This is a genomic window from Burkholderia sp. AU15512 (genome assembly GCF_002223325.1).
Classification (GTDB): domain Bacteria; phylum Pseudomonadota; class Gammaproteobacteria; order Burkholderiales; family Burkholderiaceae; genus Burkholderia.
Genome location: NZ_NKEX01000006.1, coordinates 2,039,226 through 2,057,814, shown reverse-complemented (window position 1 = coordinate 2,057,814; position 18,589 = coordinate 2,039,226). Strand labels below are relative to the sequence as shown.

The following is an 18,589-nucleotide window of genomic DNA, read 5'->3' as shown; positions in this document are numbered from 1 at the left end:
AGCGGGGCGCCGGCAAGCGTGGAAGCCGGCGCCGTATCGTGATCGCGCTCAGTTCTTCGCCACCGCCTCCACCTCCGGCCCACCCGCCGCGTCATTCCTGCTCCACCCACCCCCAAGCGACCGATAAAGCGCCACCGCCGCCAGCGCATGCTCGCGCTTGACCTGATTCAGCGAATCCGAATCCCGCAGATAAACCTCCTGCGCGGACAGCACATCCAGAAAATCCGTCGCACCGCCCTTATAGAGCTGATTCGCCAACCCAAGCGCCTTGTCCGATGCAGCCAGCGCACTACCCAGCCTGCGCGTTGCCTCATCGGAACTGACGAGATTCGCCCGCGCATCCTCGACTTCCCGCAACGCCTGCAGCATCGTCTGCCGCAACCCGAGTTCCGACTCGCGCATCCGGCTTTCGCTCTGCGAGATATCGGCCGTAATCCGCCCCGCATTGAAAATCGGGCTCGTCGCACTCAACGCCGCACTGAACAGGTTATCGGTCAACGTCGGCAACCCGAGATAAGAAGCCGCCAGAATCCCGTCCGTCAGGTTCAAAGAAAACTTCGGATACCGCTCGGCCTTCGCCACGCCGACTTGCGCCGCACGCCGCTCGACCTGCGCATACGCCGTCAGCACATCCGGCCGCCGCAGCAACGCCTGCGAAGGCAACGTCCCCGGCGCGCCAACCGGCGGCGCAGGAATCTCCCCGGCCTGTACCAGCAAGAGCCGATCAACCGATTCCGGCGTCCTCCCCGAATACACGGCAATCAGATTGAGCTGATGCGTAATCTGCGCCTGCGTCGGCGGAATCCGCGCTTCGAGTGCATCGAGCTGGTTCTGCGCACGCGTGACGTCAAGCTCGGTCGACAGCCCGAACGCCTGCCGCTTGCGCGTGAGTTCGAGCGCATGCTGCCGGATCTTCGCGTTGTCCTGCAGGATCTTCAGTTCCTGCTGCGCCCAGCGCAGATCGACATACGCGGAAGCCGCATCGGCCGCGAGCGCGAGCCGCATCGCATCCTCCGCATGCTTTTGCCCGACGAGCTCGGCTTGCGCGGCAAGCAGGTCGAGCCGTTCACCGCCGAACACATCGGGCGACCAGCTCAGCGCGAGTCCCGCGCCAGCCTGACGCACATAGCCGAGCGGCGGCGGCGTGTTCTGGCGTGCGTCGGCTGCATGCGCGGTCGCGTCGAGTTCGGGCAGCAGCACCGCGCGCTTCTGCACGGTCAGCGCCTGCGCCTGCTTCACGCGTTCGGCTGCTGCCTGCAGATCGAGGTTGCCGTCGAGCACGGTGGCGATCAGCCGGTCGAGCGCGGGATCGTGGAATTGCGCCCACCACGCGGCGGCGTCGATGTCCGCGCGCGGCACATCGGTGTCCCATGCATCCGGCGCGAGCGTCCGAACCGAATCCTGAAGCGCCGGATGCTGCGCGGGCTGCACCGCACAACCTGCGGCGAGTGCGCTGATGGCGAGGGCGACGAGAAGTTTTTTCATGATGGTGATGACCTCAACCTCAGTGCGCGTCCGGCGGCGGCGCGTTCAGGGAAATGGGTTTGGAGAAGACGACCGCGAGCAGCGCGACGACGAAGCACAGCGACAGCGCGTAGTACGCATCCGCATAGGTGAGCGTCAGCGCCTCGCGATAGATCAGGTGATGCAGGTTCGCGAGCCCGGCTTGCGCGGTGTCCAGCGTGTTGCCGGCCACCGACGTCCAGTACGCGGCCTGCCGATCGAGCAGCGAGGCGATCTGCGGCTGGCCGGCGCTCACGTGCTCGTTCAGGCGCAGGTAATGAAAGTTCAGCCGGTCGTTGAGCATCGTCGCACTTACCGCGATGCCGATCGCCCCGCCGAGATTGCGCATCAGGTTGAACAGGCCGCTTGCCGATTTCAGGCGCGACTGCGGCAGCGAGCCGAGCGCCATCGTCACGATCGGCGGCACGCTGAACTGCTGGCCGATGCCGCGCAGCGCCTGCGGCAGCAGCAGTTCGCGCCAGCCCCAATCGTGCGTGATCGGCGTGTACAGGTAACAGCCGAGCCCGAAGCAGATCAGCCCGAACACCAGCAGCGCGCGCAGGCTGAAGTAGCGCGCGGCGAACGCATACGCACAGAGCGCGATCAGCTGGAACGCGCCGACCGACAGCAGCGCCATGCCGATCTGCAACGAGCTGAACGCGCGCACCTGCGCCAGAAACAGCGGCGTGAGGAACACGGTCACGAAAATCCCGATGCCCGTCACGAACGACAGCAGGCTGCCGATCCCGAAGTTGCGCACGACGAGCGCGCGCAGGTCGACGATCGGATCCTTCGCGGTCAGTGCATGCACGATGAACAGGAAACCGCAGATACCGGAGATCCACGCGCAGATCACGATCGCGTCGTCGCCGAACCAGTTCTTGCGCGGGCCTTCCTCCAGCACGTATTCGAGGCAGCCGAGGAAGCCGGACATCAGCACGATGCCGAGATAGTCGCCGCGCTTGATGAGGCTGAGGTCGGGTTCGTCGATGTGCACGTAGCGCGGCACGAGCGCGGCCACCGCGATGCCCGGCACGAGGTTCAGGTAGAACAGCCAGTGCCACGACCATTGATCGGTGATCCAGCCGCCGATCACGGGGCCGATCGCCGGGGCGAGCGAGGCCAGCGCGCCGATGGTCGTCGATGCGATCAGCCGCTGCTTGCCGGGGAACAGCACGAACGCGGTGGTGAACACGGTCGGGATCATCGCGGCGCCGAGCGCACCCTGCAGCCCGCGAAACAGGATCATCGAGTTGATGTCCCACGCGACGCCGCACAGCATGCTGGTGATCGTGAAGCCGACCGCCGATGCGGCGAACAGCCAGCGCGTCGACATCACCTTCGACAGCCAGCCCGACATCGGGATCACGATGATCTCGGCGATCAGGTAGGCGGTTTGCACCCACGACAATTCGTCCTGGCTGGCGGACAGGCCGCCGCCGATGTCGCGCAGCGACGACGCGACGATCTGGATGTCGAGCGTCGCCATGAAGAAACCGATGCACATCAGCGCGAACGCGAACACGCGCTGCTTCGTGGGTTGCGACGCCGGGTCGCCGGAAAACGCGGTGGTCATCGTCGTCTCCCGCTCAGTTCGCGTGGTCGGTATGCACGGTCACGACCGCGGAGAGCCCGGGGCGCAGCACGTGGTCGAGGCCCGGCTGCGGATCGAGGTGCACGCGCACGGGCACGCGCTGGACGATCTTCGTGAAGTTGCCGGTCGCGTTCTCGGGCGGCAGCACGCTGAAGGTTGCGCCGGTGGCGGGCGCGAGGCTGTCGACACGGCCGTGCAGTTTCGTGTTCGATGCATCGAGCGACACGTCGACGCGATCGCCCGCATGCATCTTGCGCAGCTGGTCTTCCTTGAAGTTCGCGTCGATCCACAGGCCGGACGCCGGCACCACAGTCAGCAGCGGCACGCCGACGTTCGCGAGCATCCCGACGCGGCCCGTGCGGTTGCCGACGTAGCCGTCGACCGGCGAGCGGATGGTCGTGTATTCGACGTTGAGCGCGGCGACGCGCTGCGCGGCAAGCGCGGTGTTCACGCGGGCCCGCGCGTCGGCGAGCTGCGCGCCGAGCACGTCGAGCTGCCGCTTCGATGCGAGCAGCGCGGCGTCGCTGCGGTCGACGGCGGCGCCGGCCTTCGAATAGTCGGCGTCCGCGCGTTCGACGATCTGGTTCGACACGGCGTCGGATTTCACGAGCTCGCGATAGCGCACGCGATCCGACGCGGCACGGGTCAGCTCGGCCGACGACGCGTTCTTCTCGGCCGCCTGCTGGCCGATCACCGCGAATTGCAGTTGCTGCTTCGCCTCGAGTTCGGTCACCGCGGAGCGGGCGCTGTCGACTTCGGCGCTGGCCTGCGCGAGTTTCGCGTCGTAGTCGCGCGCATCGAGCTGCACGAGCACGTCGCCGGCCTTCACGCGCTGGTTGTCGGTCACGAGGATCTTGTCGACGAAGCCGTTGACCTTCGGCGCGAGCACGGTCACGTCGCCGCCGACATACGCATCGTCGGTGCTTTCCTGAAAGCGCAGCACGAACAGCCAGTCGAGCGCGGCGGCGGCGACGACGATGACGACGGCACCCACCGCGATGCGCATCCACGGCACGCGACGCTGTTGCTTCGCGGGCTGGTCGAGTGTGGCTGCTTCACGGGATGAGGCAGCGGCTTGGGTCGTATCCATCGATTCACCTATGTATATGCACTTATCAAGTCGATCGACGGCATGTCGTCGATCGGGGAAGGGGCTAGCGTTCCGGCAGGTTGTGCGTGATCCGGAACAATTCGTCTCTGAGGCGGGCCGCCTGCGCCGACCCGAACCGCTGCTCGAACGCTTCCTGCGCGGCGAGCCAGTGCACGTGCGCGTCGGCGATCTTCGTTTCGCCGTGCGCGGTCAGCGCGAACGTCTGGCGGCGGCATCGCGGCTCGATCCGGCCGGCCACCAGCGCCGCACCGACGAGCGGCTTGAGCGCGCGCAGCAGCGCGGTGCGTTCGATCACCAGCACGGTCGACAGCGTCGCCATCGTCAAGCCGGGCCGGTCGCGCAGCAGCGCGAGAATGCTGTACTGCGACGGCGTCACGCCCGCCCGCGACAGATAACGCTCGTAGAACTGCGAGATCCGGCGGGCGGCTTGCCGGACCGCGAAGCAATCGTCATCGGTGAGCGTCATCTTGTGCATGTACACATATTAGGAGGCAATGCGGCGCGAAGCGAGCGGCGGGGCACGATCAGATTGTTGTCGCGGCTGTACCAATCGGCGTCAGGCTGCCGCCGGAACGATCCAGCCTTCGCGGTCGCAATAAGCGGCCGTGTAGTCGATGAACGTCTTGACCTTCGCGGGCAGCAGCGCGCGGTTCGCGTAGGCGAGCTTGATCTCGACGGACGCATCGACGAGATCGGCGTCGGCCAGCAACTGCACGAGCGCGCCCGACGCAAGCTGGGCCTCGACGAGCGTCTTCGGCACGACGCCGATGCCGAAGTCGTGCATCACCATTTCGCGGTTGAAGACGGGGCTGTTCGACGAGATGTCGAAGCGGAACGGCACGGTCAGCGTATTGCCGTCGACGCGGAACGACAGCGCGGGCCGGCGCAGCGACGGCGACATCGGCACGAACGGGTGGTCGGCGAGATCGGCCGGCGCGACCGGGCGCGAATGGGCGCGCAGGTACGCGGGTGTCGCGACGATCACGAGCGGAATCCGCTCGATCAGCCGCACGACGGTCGATTCGTTCGTCAGCATGTACGGTACGACGATACCGATGTCGTAGCCTTCGCCGACGAGATCGATGGGGCGCTCGGTCAGCGTCACGTCGAGGCGCACCTTCGGGTGCGCGGCCTTGAAGCCGGCGATCAGCGGCACCAGCCGGTTCAGCGTGGCCGTCGTGTGCGCGACGAGCCGCAGCAGGCCTTCGGGCTCGCGCGTCGGCGACTGCGCTTCCGCTTCGAGCGAGTCGAGTTCGTCGAGCACGGCCGCGCAGCGCTCGTAGATGCGCTCGGCCGTTTCGGTCAGCGATACCTGGCGCGTGGTCCGGTGCAGCAGCCGGCTGCCGAAGCGTGCCTCAAGATCCGCGACCGCGCGCGACACGACCGGTCGTGCGAGCCCGTGCATGTCGGCGGCGCGCGTGAAGCTGCGCATTTCCACCACCGACCGGAAAATCCGCAGCTTGTCGATGTAGTCCATGTCCGTCTCCTTGACGCGAGGGCCGGCCGCCGGCCTGGTTACGGCGGAGTGTACATTGACTTTATGCATATGCACATATAAATTGCGAAACATGAACGACACCTCGATTGCCCAGGCGTGCAACTGCCTCGCGTTGCGTCAGGCGGCGCGCTTCGTTACGCAACTGTACGAGCGCCATCTGGCCCCGGTCGGCGTCACGCCCGCCCAGTTCTCGATCATGGCGAACCTGACGCGGCAGCCCGGCCTGCTGATGAGCGAACTCGCCGATACGCTCGTGATGGACCGCACGACGCTGCTGCGCGCACTGAAGCCGCTGCAGCGCGACGGGTTCGTCGCGACGGCCGCGTCCGAGCACGACACGCGCGCGCATGCGCTGAGCCTCACGAAGCTGGGCGAGCGCACGTTCGCTGAAGCGAAAGTCGCCTGGCAGGCCGCGCAGGACGAATTCGAGACGCAGTTCGGCCGCGACCGCGCGAAGGCCCTGCGCGGCGAACTGTTCAGTGTGACCGCGGAACGCTAGGCGGCGGGCTGGCGGCAAACTGGAGCGGAATTCGATCCATTGGTCGCTTCAGTCGCGCTCAATTGCGGAAATTGGTTTTTAAATTGTCCGGATTCATGGCGATCTGGACAGTTTTTATTTCCAGTTGTAGAGTCCCCTGACGGATTTCACGAGCCGGCGCCGCCGGCACGCGCCAGAGGAGCGATCGATGCTGCAGTTGAGTGACCGCGACAGCGCCATGCTGCGCGGGGATTTCGGCGAGGGCGTCGCGCGCGCGATGCGGATCGTCGCGCGCACGGCGCACGTGATGTCCGCGCCGCACCTGATCGACATCACGTCCGCCCATATCGACGGCTGCCTTTACCACGGCCAGACCAGCCTCGACTTCGTCGAGTATTTCGTCGACACCGGCGCGAAGGTCGCGGTGCCGACCACGCTGAACGTCGGGTCGCTCGACCTGATCCATCCCGAGCTGTACCACGGCGACCGCACGATCCAGCGCGATGCGCAGCGCCTGATGGACGCGCATCTGCAACTCGGCTGCGAATCGAGCTTCACGTGCGCGCCCTATCAGTTGAAGAACCGTCCCGCGAAAGGCGAGCAGATCGCGTGGGCCGAATCGAACGCGATCGTGTTCGCGAACTCGGTGCTCGGCGCGCGGACGAGCCGGTACGGCGATTTTCTCGACCTGGCTGCCGCGATCACCGGGCGTGCGCCGTATGCGGGGCTGCATGTCGAAGCGAATCGCGCCGCGCGGATCGTGTTCAACGCACCGGATTTCAGTCGCCTGCTGTCGCGCGACATCTATTTCGCCGCGCTCGGGCTGCTGATCGGCAGAATCGCGGGCGCGGTCGTGCCGGCGATCGTCGGGCTGCCGGCGGACACCACGGAAGATGAACTCAAGGCGCTGGGCGCGGCTGCCGCGTCGAGTGGCGCTGTCGCGCTGTTCCATGCGGTCGGCGTGACGCCGGAAGCGCCCACGCTCGACGCCGCGTTGCACGGACAAGCGGCGCCACGGACGGTCGATGTCGCGATGGCCGACCTCGACGAGATTCGTCGCACGTTGAACCATGGCGTGGCCGGCGATGCACTCGTCGCGGTGGCGCTCGGCACGCCGCATTTCTCGCTGGCCGAATTTCGCACGCTCGATACCTTGCTCGATGCATTCGACGGCCAGCCGGCCTGCGATTTCTACGTGAACACGAGCCGGTTCATCCTGTGGGAACTGGACGAGGCCGGCCTCGCGGAGAAATTCGCTGCACGCGGCATCCAGATCGTCGTCGATACCTGCACGTACATCACGCCGGTGATGAAGCAACTGTCGGGGCTCGTGATGACCAATTCGGGGAAATGGGCATCGTATGCGCCGGCGAACATCGGCGTGACGGTCGCGTACGGCAGCATGCGCGAATGCGTGCGTTCGGCGTACGAAGGAAAGGTGCGATTCGATGACTGAGGCGACGGGGAAGATGATGACGGGCGACACGCTCGTGCCGGGCAGCGCATGCGCGCGCCCGTTCGTGCTCGACAAGCCGCTCAGCTTCTGGGGCGGCTACGACTCGGGCGCCGGAAAGATCGTCGATCGCGGGCATCCGCAGGCCGGCGCGAGCCTCGCCGGCAAGGTGATGGTGATGCCGCACGCGAAGGGCTCGAGTTCGAGCAGCAGCGTGCTGGCGGAAGCCGTGCGCAACGGCACGGGGCCGGTCGCGATCGTGCTGAAGGAGCGCGACCTGATCATCTCGATCGGCGCGATCGTGGCGGCCGAGCTGTATGCGATCGCGGTGCCGGTGGTGTGCGTAACCGATGACGTGTACGACGCGATCGTCGCCGCGACGGGGGAGGTGCGGATCGAAGCGGGCGAGGGGGATGGCGGCGCGCGGATTGACCTCGGCGACGCGGCGCGTTCGGCCTGATCGATCCGAGTACGGCACGGCGAGCGCGTGCTCGCCGCACCCGAGCGTTACAACTGCGCGCCCTTCAGGCTCCGGTGCACCTCAAGCGCATTGCGTTCGACCCAGTTGTGCTGAAGCAGCCCGTCGTCGCGCACGTGCCAGACGGCCGTGCCCGTCATGTCGATGGGCGACCCGCACGGCGCCGATCCCATGAACCCGTTGTTCTTCCCCGTCACGCGCCAGCGGCTCGCGACGCGGTCGCCGGCTTCGTTCTGGAACGTTTCGACGACTTCGAACCGGAAGTCGTCGATGCTCGTGAGGAACGCCGCGACCCACGTCTTGAATGCCGCGCGCGAGCGGATGACCACGCCCCCCGACGTGATCGCGAAATCCTCGGCGACGAGTGCGTCCACCGCGTCGGGGTTGCGCGCCTGCCAGACTTCCCGCCAGAAGTGCTCGACGATCTCGACCGAATTGCGTTTGCTCATCTTCCTGCTCCGTTGAAACAGCGTCATTGATCCGTTGCCTGCCGCGATTCACGATCGAGTCCGGCTGACAGGCAGTCATTGTGTGAACTTGCGAACAAGATGACAAACGAATAATCTTTCTTGGATCTAGAAGATTATCGAATGGATGGGGCACGATGCTGGATCTGGATTTGCTGCACGCGTTCGTCGCTGTGGCCGAGACGGGCAGTTTCACGGCGGCTGCCGATGTCGTCGGCCGTTCGCAATCGGCCGTCAGCCAGAAGGTGTTGCGGCTCGAGGAGGCGCTGGGCGTGCGCGTGTTCGAGCGCACGAGCCGCTCGCTGAGGCTGACGCAGGAAGGCGAGCGCGTGCTCGCCGGCGGGCGGCGGTTGCTGGCGCAGTATGACGCGTTCATGCACGAATGGCGGGAGCCGCCGCAAGTCGAACGGTTGCGGCTCGGCGTCTCCGAAAATCTCGTGCACGCACAATTGCCGCACATCCTGGCGCGCTTCGGCGAGCGCTTCCCGGCCGTCCAGCTGGAACTCGTCACCGGATCGAGCCCGGAACTCGCCGACGCGCATCGGGCCGGCCTGCTCGACGTGGTTTTCGCTCGACAGAAGCAGGAAGGCACGCCATTGCGCGGCCGCGTGATCTGGCGCGAGCCGCTGGTGTGGCTGGCCGCGAAAAACTACCGGAACGACCCGGGCCGCCCTGCGCGCCTCGTCATGATGCCGCCGCCTTGCGCCTATCGCGAAGTGATGACCGAAAGCCTGGATGCGGCACGCCGCGAATGGTCGGTGGGCTGCACGGCCAGCAATCTCGCCGGCGTGCAGGCTGCGGTGGCGGGTGGGTTGGGCGTCACCGCGCTGGGCAAGTCGTTCCTGCAGCCCGGCATGAAGATCCTGCCGACGTCCGCGCAATGGCCGGCGCTGCCCGCGTCCGAAGTCGCGGTGATCGGTGAGGGCCCGACCACGCAGCCCGTCGTCGAGCCGCTCGTCGGGATGTTCGTCGAAGTCCTGACGGCGCGTGCGTCGACGAGCCTGGATGCGACGACCGAATCGGACTAGCGTGCGCTGTCCGGCGTCTGTCCCGTCAACCCGGCAGCCGCTTCGCGATACGCACTCGGCGTCTGCCCGGCCCAGCGCCGGAACGCGCGCGTGAAATTCGCCGGGTCGGTGAATTGCAGCCGCTCGGCGATCGTCTTCAGGTCGAGATCCGACGCGGCGAGCAACTGCTTCGCGTCGCGAAACCGCGCTTCGTCGAGCAATTGCCGATAGCTCGAGCCGGCTTCCTCGAGCCGGCGCCGCAGCGTGCGTGTGGATACGAGCAGCGCGTCGGCGAGCATCTCCGGTCCCGGGTAGTCGCCAGCCCCGCGTGCCAGCTCCGCGCGCACGCGTTCGACGAGATCGCCTTCCTCCTGACGCACCTGCGCATACTCGCGCTCCACCTGCACGAGCGCCTGCCGGTGCGCGACTTCGTCGGCGAGCGGCAGCGGCCAGTCGAGCACGTCGCGCGCGATCCACAGCGCGTTGGCGGTGCAGCCGAATTCGACCGGCGGCAACTGATCGCGATAGCGCGCGAAATAGGGCGGCTCCGGCCACGCGAATTGCAGCCGGATCGGCGGCGACACGCGTCCGGCCCATTGCGAGATGTTCTGCGCAAGCCCGGTCAACACGAATTCGAACATCACGTGATGCTGCAGCACGGGGCTCGCCTGCACGCCGTGCAGTTCGAGCGTCGCGCCGCGTTCGTCTTCTTCATAGGTCAGGCGGTATTGGCGATTGCGCATCCGGAAGTAGCGCTGCGTGACGGCGAGCGCTTCCCGGATGTCCCGCGCGGTCAGCGTCGCGTAGCCGAGAAAGCCGTGCACGGTCGGCTTCAGCAGCAGCCCGAACGCGAGCCCGATGCCCGGATCGCCGCCGATCTCGATCGCGTTGAGCACGAGCCGCCCCCATTGCGACGGCGCGACGCGCGCGTCCGGTTCGGCCAATACCGCATCGCGCAGGCCCGTGCCGGCGCGCACGGCGGCCAGATCGACCCCGCGTGCGGCCAGCGCCTGCAGCAACAGCCGTGTATAGGCGACCGGAATCGTCGGCCGGCGCAGCCCGAGGCGGTCCTTGGCGAGAGCGGAAGTCATGTCGTCTTGGCCGGAAATGACAAGCATTATGGCTGTTTGCCCCCTCACGTTCAAGGCGGCGCGCGCCTACGATGTCACGCATCGCTTACTGGCACGAATCGGCACGCTCATCATGACCACGACCTTTCCCCACCTGCTGGCCCCGCTCGATCTCGGCTTCACGACGCTGAAGAACCGCGTGCTGATGGGCTCGATGCACACGGGCCTCGAGGACAGCCGCAAGACGCTGCCGCGGCTCGCCGAATATTTCGCCGAACGCGCCCGCGGCGGCGTCGGCCTGATCGTGACGGGCGGTTTCGCGCCGAACGTGGCCGGCTGGACCAAGCCGTTCGGCGGCACGCTGATGACGTCGGCCGCCGCGCGGCGGCATCGCGAGATCACGGAGGCCGTGCACGCGGAGGACGGCAAGATCGCGCTGCAGATCCTGCATACGGGACGCTACGGCTATCACCCGTTCGCGGTCGCGCCGTCGAAGATCAAGTCGCCGATCTCGCCGTTCGCGCCGCATGAACTGAGCGCAGGCGGCGTCGAGCGGCAGATTCGCGCGTTCGTCCGCTGCGCGAAGCTCGCGCGGGAAGCCGGGTACGACGGCGTCGAGATCATGGGCTCCGAAGGCTACCTGATCAACCAGTTCATCTCGATGCATACGAACAAGCGCACCGACCAGTGGGGCGGTTCGTACGAGAACCGCATCCGGCTGCCGATCGAGATCATCGAGCGTACGCGCGAAGCGGTCGGCCGCGATTTCATCCTGATCTACCGGCTGTCGATGCTCGACCTGATTCCGGACGGCAGCGACTGGAGCGAAACCGTGCAGCTCGCGAAGGCCGTCGAGCGCGCGGGCGCGACCATCATCAACACGGGGATCGGCTGGCACGAGGCGCGGGTGCCGACGATCGCGACATCGGTGCCGCGCGGCGCGTTCGCGTGGGTGACGAAGAAGATGAAGGGCGAGGTCGGCATTCCGCTCGTGACCACCAACCGGATCAACCGTCCCGAAGTGGCCGAGCAGATCCTCGCGGACGGCTGCGCGGACATGGTGTCGATGGCGCGCCCGTTGCTCGCGGATGCCGAGTTCGTGGTCAAGGCCGCGCAGGGCCGTGCCGACGAGATCAATACCTGCATCGGCTGCAACCAGGCGTGCCTCGATCACGCGTTCAAGAACCAGATCGCGTCGTGCCTGCTGAACCCGCGCGCGTGTCACGAGACGGAACTGAAATACACGCCCGCCGCGCAGCCGAAGCGCATCGCGGTGGTCGGCGCGGGGCCGGCCGGGCTCGCATGCTCGACCGTGCTCGCGCAGCGCGGCCATCAGGTCGATCTGTTCGACGGCGCGGCCGAGATCGGCGGCCAGTTCAACATGGCGAAGCGGATTCCGGGCAAGGAAGAGTTTCATGAAGCGCTGAGCTACTTCGGCCGCCAGGTCGAGCTGACCGGCGTGAACCTGCACCTGAACCGCCGCGTCGACGCGAGCGACCTGATCGCGGGCGGCTACGACGAGATCGTGCTCGCGACCGGCGTCGCGCCGCGCGACCCGAAGATCCCGGGGCAGGACGGGCCGAACGTGCTCAGCTACATCGACGTGCTCGCGGGCAAGCAGCCGGTCGGCCGGCGTGTCGCGGTGGTCGGGGCCGGCGGGATCGGCTTCGATGTCGCCGAGTATCTGGTGCAGGAGGGCGAATCGCCGGCGCTCGATCTGGAAGAGTGGAAGGCGGAGTGGGGTGTGACCGACCCGGTCGCGACGCGCGGTGGCGTAACGCGTGCACAGGTGACGGCGCCCGCGCGCGAAGTGACGCTGCTGCAGCGCAAGGCCGCGCCGCTCGGTAAGGGGCTCGGCAAGACGACCGGCTGGATTCACCGCGCGACGCTGAAGATGAAGCAGGTGAAGATGATCGGCGGCGTGAACTATGAACTGATCGATGCGCGCGGGCTGCACGTGTCATACGGCGAGCAGCGCACCGATCACGAACTGATCGAGGCCGACACGATCGTGCTCTGCACGGGGCAGGAGCCGCAGCGCGCGTTGCTCGCGCCGCTGCAGGCGGCCGGGCGCTCGGTGCACCTGATCGGCGGCGCGGAACTGGCCGCCGAACTCGACGCGAAGCGCGCGATCGATCAGGGCTCGCGGCTCGCCGCGCGGCTGTAACGGACGGTCGCTGCGACGGCCACCCGAGAAGGTACGCCGCGTGGCGATGATCCGCCTGCGCGGCCGTTCGTGGCTCACCGTCTGCTGCACCGATTCGCCGGCGCAGGACTGAAACGAGCCGCAACGCCGGCCGCGTCGCCACGTAACGTGGCGGCGCTACCCCGACAGACCGTGACGGCGATTGGCCATCACACGGCTCAGGCCGCTTCGGCCCGTTCTTCCTCTTCCGCTTCCAGCATCGCCTTGACGATCAGGTAGATGGCCGGCAGGTCGTCATCGTCGCGGCGCCAGTCGACCGGTTCCTCGACATCCGCGGCGACCAGGCGGCTGTCGCGCAGCCGGATGAACGCGTCGACGACGGCCGGGTCGTTGCGGCTCAGGAAGCCGGCATTCGAGAATGCCAGCTCTTCGACATTCAGCAGCGCCTGCCAGCTCATCGTGCGCACGGCCGCGGGATGGGTGCGGCGCCGCAGGCCGAGCGCCCGCTGCGCGGGGCCGCCCGCGACACGCTGCAGATCGACGACCGCCCGCTGCGCGGCGCGCTCGAAGTGGACGGGGTTGAAGCCGGGTTGCTCGGGATCGAATGCGGATGCCTGGAACATGGTCGCCTCACAAAAGTCCGTTCGTCTGTGAATGACGGAATTCGGGTCAAATGGTGCAAAAGCACTGTAAATATATACAGTGTTTGGCGCGGTTTCAAGCCCCGGATGAAGGATTTCGTGCGATGGCGATCGAAGCGGGCGGCCGCCCCGGGCACGCGACCGATCTACACCGCTGCCGCGATCGTCTCCCGCAACCACCGATGCGCCGGATCGCGATGCACGCGTTCGTGCCACAGCATCGACATTTCATAGCCGGGCACGTCGACGGGCGCTGCCACGACACGCAGCGCGGGCACGTCGCGCACCAGCCGCTCGGGCACCATCGCGACGAGATCGGTGCTGGCCACGGCCGACAGCACGAACAGGAAATGCGGCACCGACAGCACGACGCGCCGCGTGGCGCCCACCTTTGCGAGCGCTTCGTCCGTCACGCCGAAGAAGCCGCCGCCGTCGGGCGACACGATCACGTGCTCGAGCGTGCCGAACTGCGCGAGCGTCGGGCGCCGCTTCAGCTTCGGGTGCCCGGCACGGCCGATGAGCACGTAACGCTCGGCGAACAGCGGCAAGCGCCGCATGCCGGGCGGCGACGCTTCGGTCATGTGGAAGACGAGATCGATGCCGTTTCGTTCGGTATCCTGCTCGATGCGCGGCGGTACCAGCTCGACCACGGCGAGGCGCGTGGCGGGCGCGGCCGAACGAAGCGCGTTCAGCGCGGGCAGCACGATCGTCGATTCGCCGTAGTCGGTCGCGGCCACACGCCACGTGTTCGTCGCGGTCGCGGGATCGAACGGCGTGGCCGGAATGACCGCGCGCTCGACCGCTTCGAGCGCATCGCGCAACGGTTCGCGCAGCGCTTCCGCGCGCGCGGTCGGCCGCATTCCACGCGGCCCCGGCAGCAGCAGCGGATCGCCGAACACGTCGCGCAGCTTCTGCAATTGCACGCTCACCGACGGCTGCGACATGTTCAGTTTCTCGGCCGCGCGCGTGACGTTGTGCTCGGCGAGCAGCACGTCCAGCGTGACGAGCAGATTGAGATCGAGTCGTCTGAGATTATTCATGGATATACCTGGAATATCAGGAATTCATTTCAAATATACCGTTGGCGGTGGCATCCTGCAGTCATTCAATCAACGGAGTACCGAACATGAATGTGCTGATCGTCTATGCCCATCCCGAACCGCGTTCGCTGAACGGCGCATTGCGCGACTTCTCCGTCGCCCATCTCGAAGCGGCCGGCCACACGGTGCAGGTGACCGACCTGTATGCGATGAACTGGAAGGCGGCGTTCGACGCGGACGACGTGACTGATCGTGCGCCCGATGCGCGGTTCGATCCGTCGCTCGACTCGAAGCGGGCGTTCGCGGCGGGTACGCAAAGCGAAGACATCGCACGCGAGCAGGAGAAGCTGAAGCGGGCCGATGCGGTGATCCTGCAGTTCCCGCTGTGGTGGTTCTCGATGCCGGCGATCATGAAGGGCTGGTTCGAGCGCGTGTATGCGTGCGGCTTCGCTTACGGCGTGGGCGAGCATTCCGACACGCACTGGGGCGATCGCTATGGCGAAGGTTCGCTTGCCGGCAAGCGCGCGATGGTGATCGTCACGGCAGGCGGGTGGGAGTCGCATTACAGCCCGCGCGGCATCAACGGGCCGATCGACGACGTGCTGTTCCCGATCCAGCACGGGATGCTGTATTACCCAGGCTTCGACGTGCTGCCGCCGTTCGTGATCTATCGGACGGGGAAGATGAACGACGCGCGCTTCGACGAAACGCGCGCGGCGCTCGGCAAGCGTCTGGATGAACTGTGGACCACGCAGCCGATTCCGTTCCGGCGGCAGAATGCGGGCGATTACCAGATTCCGGCGTTGACGCTGAAGGAAGAAATCGTGCCGGGGAAGGCGGGGTATGCGGTGCATCTGGCGCACGAGGGCTGATCGCGCGTGATCATGAGCGGGCGACGTACCGTTCGATGCGCAGGCGACCGGGCGGTTCAAAGTAAGTGCCGAAACGCACGAGCCCCGCGTTCTTCAGGTGGCAGGTCATCTCGAAGCTGACGAGGATGCCCGGATCGCGGTTATCGACGATTCCGACGTCGATCGCGCGAATGCGTGGCTCGTACTTCAGCAGCGTCGCCTCCATCTGCTGCTTGAGCAAATGCGACGACGCGGGCAGAGCCTTGTAGATGTTCGTCAGGTCAGGTAGGCCATAGTCGGGCAGGTGTTTCAGCGCGCCTGCCCGCGTGTTGAGAATGCGGCGCACGTTCTGCTGAACGCTCAGGCATTCGAGTGTGCGGTCGTCGTATGCGCCGATCGGTTCGCCGCCGATCTGGCCAAGCAGCATGTCGTAGAGGGACGGGCCGGCGGTCATCGATGGCTCCGTTGGCCTGCGCCTTCATTGATGGCCCGCGGTACGTCGGTGAAATCGATTGTCATCGTACCGTCGGGCGCTGCCGACAGCAGGATTTCACTCGGCGTGACCCCTTCAGCCATCCGGGCAAGCAGTTCGTGCGAGACAACCGGCAGCACGCGTTGATTGAGGAACGCGTCGACGCTGCGTGCGCCGGATTGCCGCGACACGCAGCGTTGCGCGATCGATTCGATCAGGTCGTCGGCGTACGTCAGTGTCACGGCATGTTGCCGATGGAGGCGCCGGGCAATCTTGCCCAGCTTGATGCGCACGATCGACGCGAGCGCGGCGGCGTCGAGCGGCCGGTAGACGAGCGTCTGGAAGCGTGCGAGCAGCGCCGGCTGGAAGTGCGCGACCAGTTGCGAGTGAATGGCCTCTCGCAGGCCTGCCTGCGTAATCGACGCGCCGTCGGCTGTCGCGTCGTCGATTTCCACACTGCCGAGATTGGACGTCATCACGATCACGCAGTTGCGGAAATCGATCTCGCGCCCTTCGCCGTCGCGCATCGTGCCCCGGTCGAACACCTGATAGACGATGTCGAGTACGTCGCGATGCGCTTTTTCGACCTCGTCCAGCAGCACGACGCTGTACGGGCGCTGGCGCACTGCTTCGGTCAGCACGCCGCCGCGTCCATAGCCGACGTAACCGGGCGGCGAGCCCTTGAGTTGCGACACCGTGTGCGCTTCCTGGTACTCGGACAGGTTGATGGTCGTCAGCGCGGCCTCGCCGCCGAACAGCAGATCGGCGAGCGCCAGCGCGGTCTCGGTCTTGCCGACGCCGGACGGCCCTGCCAGCAGGAACACGCCGAGTGGCGCACGTTCGCTTTTCAGGCCTGCCTTGGCCGTGCGCAGGCTCTCGGCCAACGCGCCGATCGCCTCATCCTGTCCGACCACGCGTGTGGTGAGCGCCGCTTCGAGCGCGAGCAGGCTGCGCAATTCGTCCTCGACGAGATTGCCGACCGGCACGCCCGTCCATTCAGCGACGACTCGCGCGATGGATTGCGCATCGACGTCGGCAGAGATCATGGGTGCTTTGCCCTGAGCGGTCCATAACGCGTCGAGCGCGTTGGAAACGGCTGCCGGGTCGGGCGCCTGATCGGTTGCGCCACGGAGGGCGCGCAAGTTGCCGACAAGTTCTTGTTCCCGCGCGTACTGGCCGAGCAGCGCATCGGCGGTGTCGCGCATGTCTTCGTGTTCCCTGTCGATCGCGGCGCGCCGCTCGGCGATGTCGACGATCCCGGCGCTGGCGTCCGCATCGAGTGCGGCGCGCTCCAGTTCGAGCGCCTCCAGTGTGGCGCGCGCCTGCTGCAGTTCCGCAGGCGGTACGTCGAGCGCCATCCTCACGCGTGCGGCGGCCGTATCGATCAGGTCGACGGCTTTGTCCGGCAGCTGCCGGGCTGGAATGTAGCGGCGCGACAGCCGCACGGCCGCGACGATCGCTTCGTCGCGGATGTGGACGTCGTGATGCTTCGCGTAGCGGCTCGCAAGCCCGCGCAGCATCAGGCAGGCAGCTTCGTCGTCGGGTTCGTCGACCTTGATGACCTGGAAGCGCCGCTCGAGCGCGGCATCGCGTTCGAAGTATTCCTTGTATTCGGCCCACGTGGTGGCCGCGATCGTGCGCAACTCGCCGCGCGCGAGCGCCGGCTTCAGCAGGTTGGCCGCATCGGCGCCGCCTGCCGCGTTGCCCGCGCCGATCAGCGTATGCGCTTCGTCGATGAACAGCAGGATGGGCGTCGTCGAAGCGCGTACCTCGTCGATCACGTTCTTCAGTCGTTGCTCGAATTCGCCCTTCACGCCGGCCCCGGCCTGCAGCAAGCCGAGATCGAGCGTCAGGATGCGCGTGCCACGGATCGTGTCAGGCACACTGCCGCCGACCACGCGCAAGGCGAGCCCTTCGACGAGCGCGGTCTTGCCGACGCCCGGCTCGCCGACCAGAATCGGATTGTTCTTGCGGCGGCGCGCGAGCACGTCGATCATCTGCCGGATCTCGCGGTCGCGTCCGAAGACGGGGTCGATCTCGCCACGACGCGCCTTTTCGGTCAGATCGAGTGCGAAGCGGGCGAGCGCGTCATGCTCGATCGCGCGCGCGGGCGGGTGTGGTGCGGCGTGGGCCGACGTCGTCGTTCCTTCGGTGGGCAACCTGTCGACCGGGTCGGTTTCGTGCGTCGATACGGGTTCATCCACTGCGTTTTCGCAGGACCGTCGTCCGAGCCGGGGCAGCACGCGCCGGATCTGCACGCTGGAGATCGACAGCAGTGGCCACGCCCGCTGGGTGCGCAGCACGTATGGCGCATCGACGATGGCCTGCAGCAGATGCCCGGAGCGAATGGCGCCGCCGGGATCGTCGGCCATTGCATGCGCCCACGCATCCTCGATCACGGTGGCGAGCTGTCGCGACAGCGACGGCATGCCGCGCAACGTGCGTGGCATGCGGTCGATCACATCGATCATGGCATCCCAGACGGCATCGATATCGAGGTCGTAGTGTCGCAGAAGGGCGGGGATGTCGCCGTCGTCCGCTTCGATCAGCTTCAGCACCCAGTGCTCGACCGCGATTTCGTCGGCGAGCCGGGTCTGGCAAAGACTCGCGGCGGCCTCGAGCGCGCGTGTGCAGTGGGGATTGAGGCGACGAATGAGATGGGAGGCGTCCCGGAGAGGCGGCGTCATGTCGGTAGCGGATCAGGAAGGGAAGCGGGCGGGCGCGCAAAGCGGCGGAATCCTGTCGCGCACGCGCGCCGGATTCCGCCAGCCGGTCAGCAC

The 18,589-nt window shown here is 66.8% G+C and carries 17 protein-coding genes; 6 read left to right on the top strand and 11 right to left on the bottom strand.

From position 1 onward, the window contains the following. Positions 1 to 48: 48 nt before the first annotated feature. From CFB43_RS28515 to CFB43_RS28495, 5 genes are all read right to left on the bottom strand, one after another. Positions 49 to 1,485, bottom strand: a complete 1,437-nt coding sequence (locus tag CFB43_RS28515) for an efflux transporter outer membrane subunit (protein WP_089497496.1) — start codon at positions 1,483 to 1,485, stop codon at positions 49 to 51. 19 nt (positions 1,486 to 1,504) lie between these two features. Then, positions 1,505 to 3,079, bottom strand: coding sequence for a DHA2 family efflux MFS transporter permease subunit (locus tag CFB43_RS28510; protein ID WP_089474360.1), 1,575 nt, complete (start codon positions 3,077 to 3,079; stop codon positions 1,505 to 1,507). Between the two features lie 13 nt (positions 3,080 to 3,092). After that, on the bottom strand, positions 3,093 to 4,187 hold the full coding sequence (locus tag CFB43_RS28505; RefSeq protein ID WP_089497495.1) for an HlyD family secretion protein: 1,095 nt from the start codon (positions 4,185 to 4,187) through the stop codon (positions 3,093 to 3,095). Between the two features lie 64 nt (positions 4,188 to 4,251). After that, positions 4,252 to 4,683: a MarR family winged helix-turn-helix transcriptional regulator gene (locus CFB43_RS28500; RefSeq protein WP_069250988.1), complete on the bottom strand. Its 432-nt coding sequence runs from the start codon at positions 4,681 to 4,683 to the stop codon at positions 4,252 to 4,254. Between the two features lie 81 nt (positions 4,684 to 4,764). Further along, positions 4,765 to 5,685, bottom strand: a complete 921-nt coding sequence (locus tag CFB43_RS28495) for a LysR family transcriptional regulator (protein ID WP_089428110.1) — start codon at positions 5,683 to 5,685, stop codon at positions 4,765 to 4,767. Between the two features lie 91 nt (positions 5,686 to 5,776). Here CFB43_RS28495 and CFB43_RS28490 point away from each other — a divergent pair, with 91 nt between their 5' ends. The 3 genes from CFB43_RS28490 (at position 5,777) to CFB43_RS28480 (ending at position 8,097) form a co-directional block, all read left to right on the top strand. After that, positions 5,777 to 6,205 carry a MarR family winged helix-turn-helix transcriptional regulator gene (locus CFB43_RS28490; protein ID WP_089497494.1) on the top strand — a complete coding sequence of 143 codons (429 nt, stop codon included), beginning with the start codon at positions 5,777 to 5,779 and terminating at the stop codon, positions 6,203 to 6,205. Between the two features lie 187 nt (positions 6,206 to 6,392). Then, positions 6,393 to 7,640: an aconitase X gene (locus tag CFB43_RS28485; RefSeq protein WP_089497493.1), complete on the top strand. Its 1,248-nt coding sequence runs from the start codon at positions 6,393 to 6,395 to the stop codon at positions 7,638 to 7,640. Continuing rightward, positions 7,633 to 8,097, top strand: coding sequence for an aconitase X swivel domain-containing protein (locus CFB43_RS28480; RefSeq protein WP_089497492.1), 465 nt, complete (start codon positions 7,633 to 7,635; stop codon positions 8,095 to 8,097). Before CFB43_RS28485 ends, CFB43_RS28480 begins: the two co-directional genes overlap by 8 nt. Before the next feature lie 47 nt (positions 8,098 to 8,144). Here CFB43_RS28480 and CFB43_RS28475 read toward each other — a convergent pair whose 3' ends face one another. Beyond that, positions 8,145 to 8,564 carry an ester cyclase gene (locus tag CFB43_RS28475; RefSeq protein WP_089497491.1) on the bottom strand — a complete coding sequence of 140 codons (420 nt, stop codon included), beginning with the start codon at positions 8,562 to 8,564 and terminating at the stop codon, positions 8,145 to 8,147. 155 nt (positions 8,565 to 8,719) lie between these two features. On the opposite strand from CFB43_RS28475, the gene CFB43_RS28470 reads away from it, so the two are divergent. Then, positions 8,720 to 9,610 carry a LysR family transcriptional regulator gene (locus CFB43_RS28470; protein ID WP_089497490.1) on the top strand — a complete coding sequence of 297 codons (891 nt, stop codon included), beginning with the start codon at positions 8,720 to 8,722 and terminating at the stop codon, positions 9,608 to 9,610. On the opposite strand, the gene CFB43_RS28465 is transcribed toward CFB43_RS28470, so the two are convergent. Then, positions 9,607 to 10,707: an AraC family transcriptional regulator gene (locus tag CFB43_RS28465; protein ID WP_089497489.1), complete on the bottom strand. Its 1,101-nt coding sequence runs from the start codon at positions 10,705 to 10,707 to the stop codon at positions 9,607 to 9,609. The two genes, CFB43_RS28470 and CFB43_RS28465, sit on opposite strands and share 4 nt — an antisense overlap. A gap of 85 nt (positions 10,708 to 10,792) precedes the next feature. Here CFB43_RS28465 and CFB43_RS28460 point away from each other — a divergent pair, with 85 nt between their 5' ends. Continuing rightward, complete coding sequence (locus CFB43_RS28460; RefSeq protein WP_089498174.1) at positions 10,793 to 12,826, top strand: NADPH-dependent 2,4-dienoyl-CoA reductase; 2,034 nt, start codon at positions 10,793 to 10,795, stop codon at positions 12,824 to 12,826. Positions 12,827 to 13,023: 197 nt separating this feature from the next. Here CFB43_RS28460 and CFB43_RS28455 read toward each other — a convergent pair whose 3' ends face one another. Both CFB43_RS28455 and CFB43_RS28450 read right to left on the bottom strand, forming a co-directional pair. Next, positions 13,024 to 13,428 carry a DUF2471 family protein gene (locus CFB43_RS28455; protein WP_039344831.1) on the bottom strand — a complete coding sequence of 135 codons (405 nt, stop codon included), beginning with the start codon at positions 13,426 to 13,428 and terminating at the stop codon, positions 13,024 to 13,026. Between the two features lie 164 nt (positions 13,429 to 13,592). Further along, complete coding sequence (locus tag CFB43_RS28450) at positions 13,593 to 14,486, bottom strand: LysR family transcriptional regulator (RefSeq protein WP_089443068.1); 894 nt, start codon at positions 14,484 to 14,486, stop codon at positions 13,593 to 13,595. Between the two features lie 86 nt (positions 14,487 to 14,572). On the opposite strand from CFB43_RS28450, the gene CFB43_RS28445 reads away from it, so the two are divergent. Next, the gene (locus tag CFB43_RS28445; RefSeq protein ID WP_089497488.1) at positions 14,573 to 15,358 is read left to right on the top strand and encodes an NAD(P)H-dependent oxidoreductase; all 786 of its coding nucleotides are present in this window, start codon (positions 14,573 to 14,575) and stop codon (positions 15,356 to 15,358) included. Positions 15,359 to 15,368: 10 nt separating this feature from the next. Here the strand turns inward: CFB43_RS28445 and tssE are convergent, their stop codons facing one another. Together tssE and tssH are read right to left on the bottom strand one after the other, a co-directional pair. Beyond that, positions 15,369 to 15,791 (bottom strand): type VI secretion system baseplate subunit TssE, encoded by a 423-nt coding sequence (gene tssE / locus CFB43_RS28440; RefSeq protein ID WP_089497487.1) that lies wholly within the window; start codon positions 15,789 to 15,791, stop codon positions 15,369 to 15,371. Continuing rightward, the gene (tssH, locus tag CFB43_RS28435) at positions 15,788 to 18,496 is read right to left on the bottom strand and encodes a type VI secretion system ATPase TssH (protein ID WP_089497486.1); all 2,709 of its coding nucleotides are present in this window, start codon (positions 18,494 to 18,496) and stop codon (positions 15,788 to 15,790) included. The genes tssE and tssH overlap by 4 nt, the downstream gene beginning before the upstream one ends. Positions 18,497 to 18,589 lie beyond the last annotated feature (93 nt).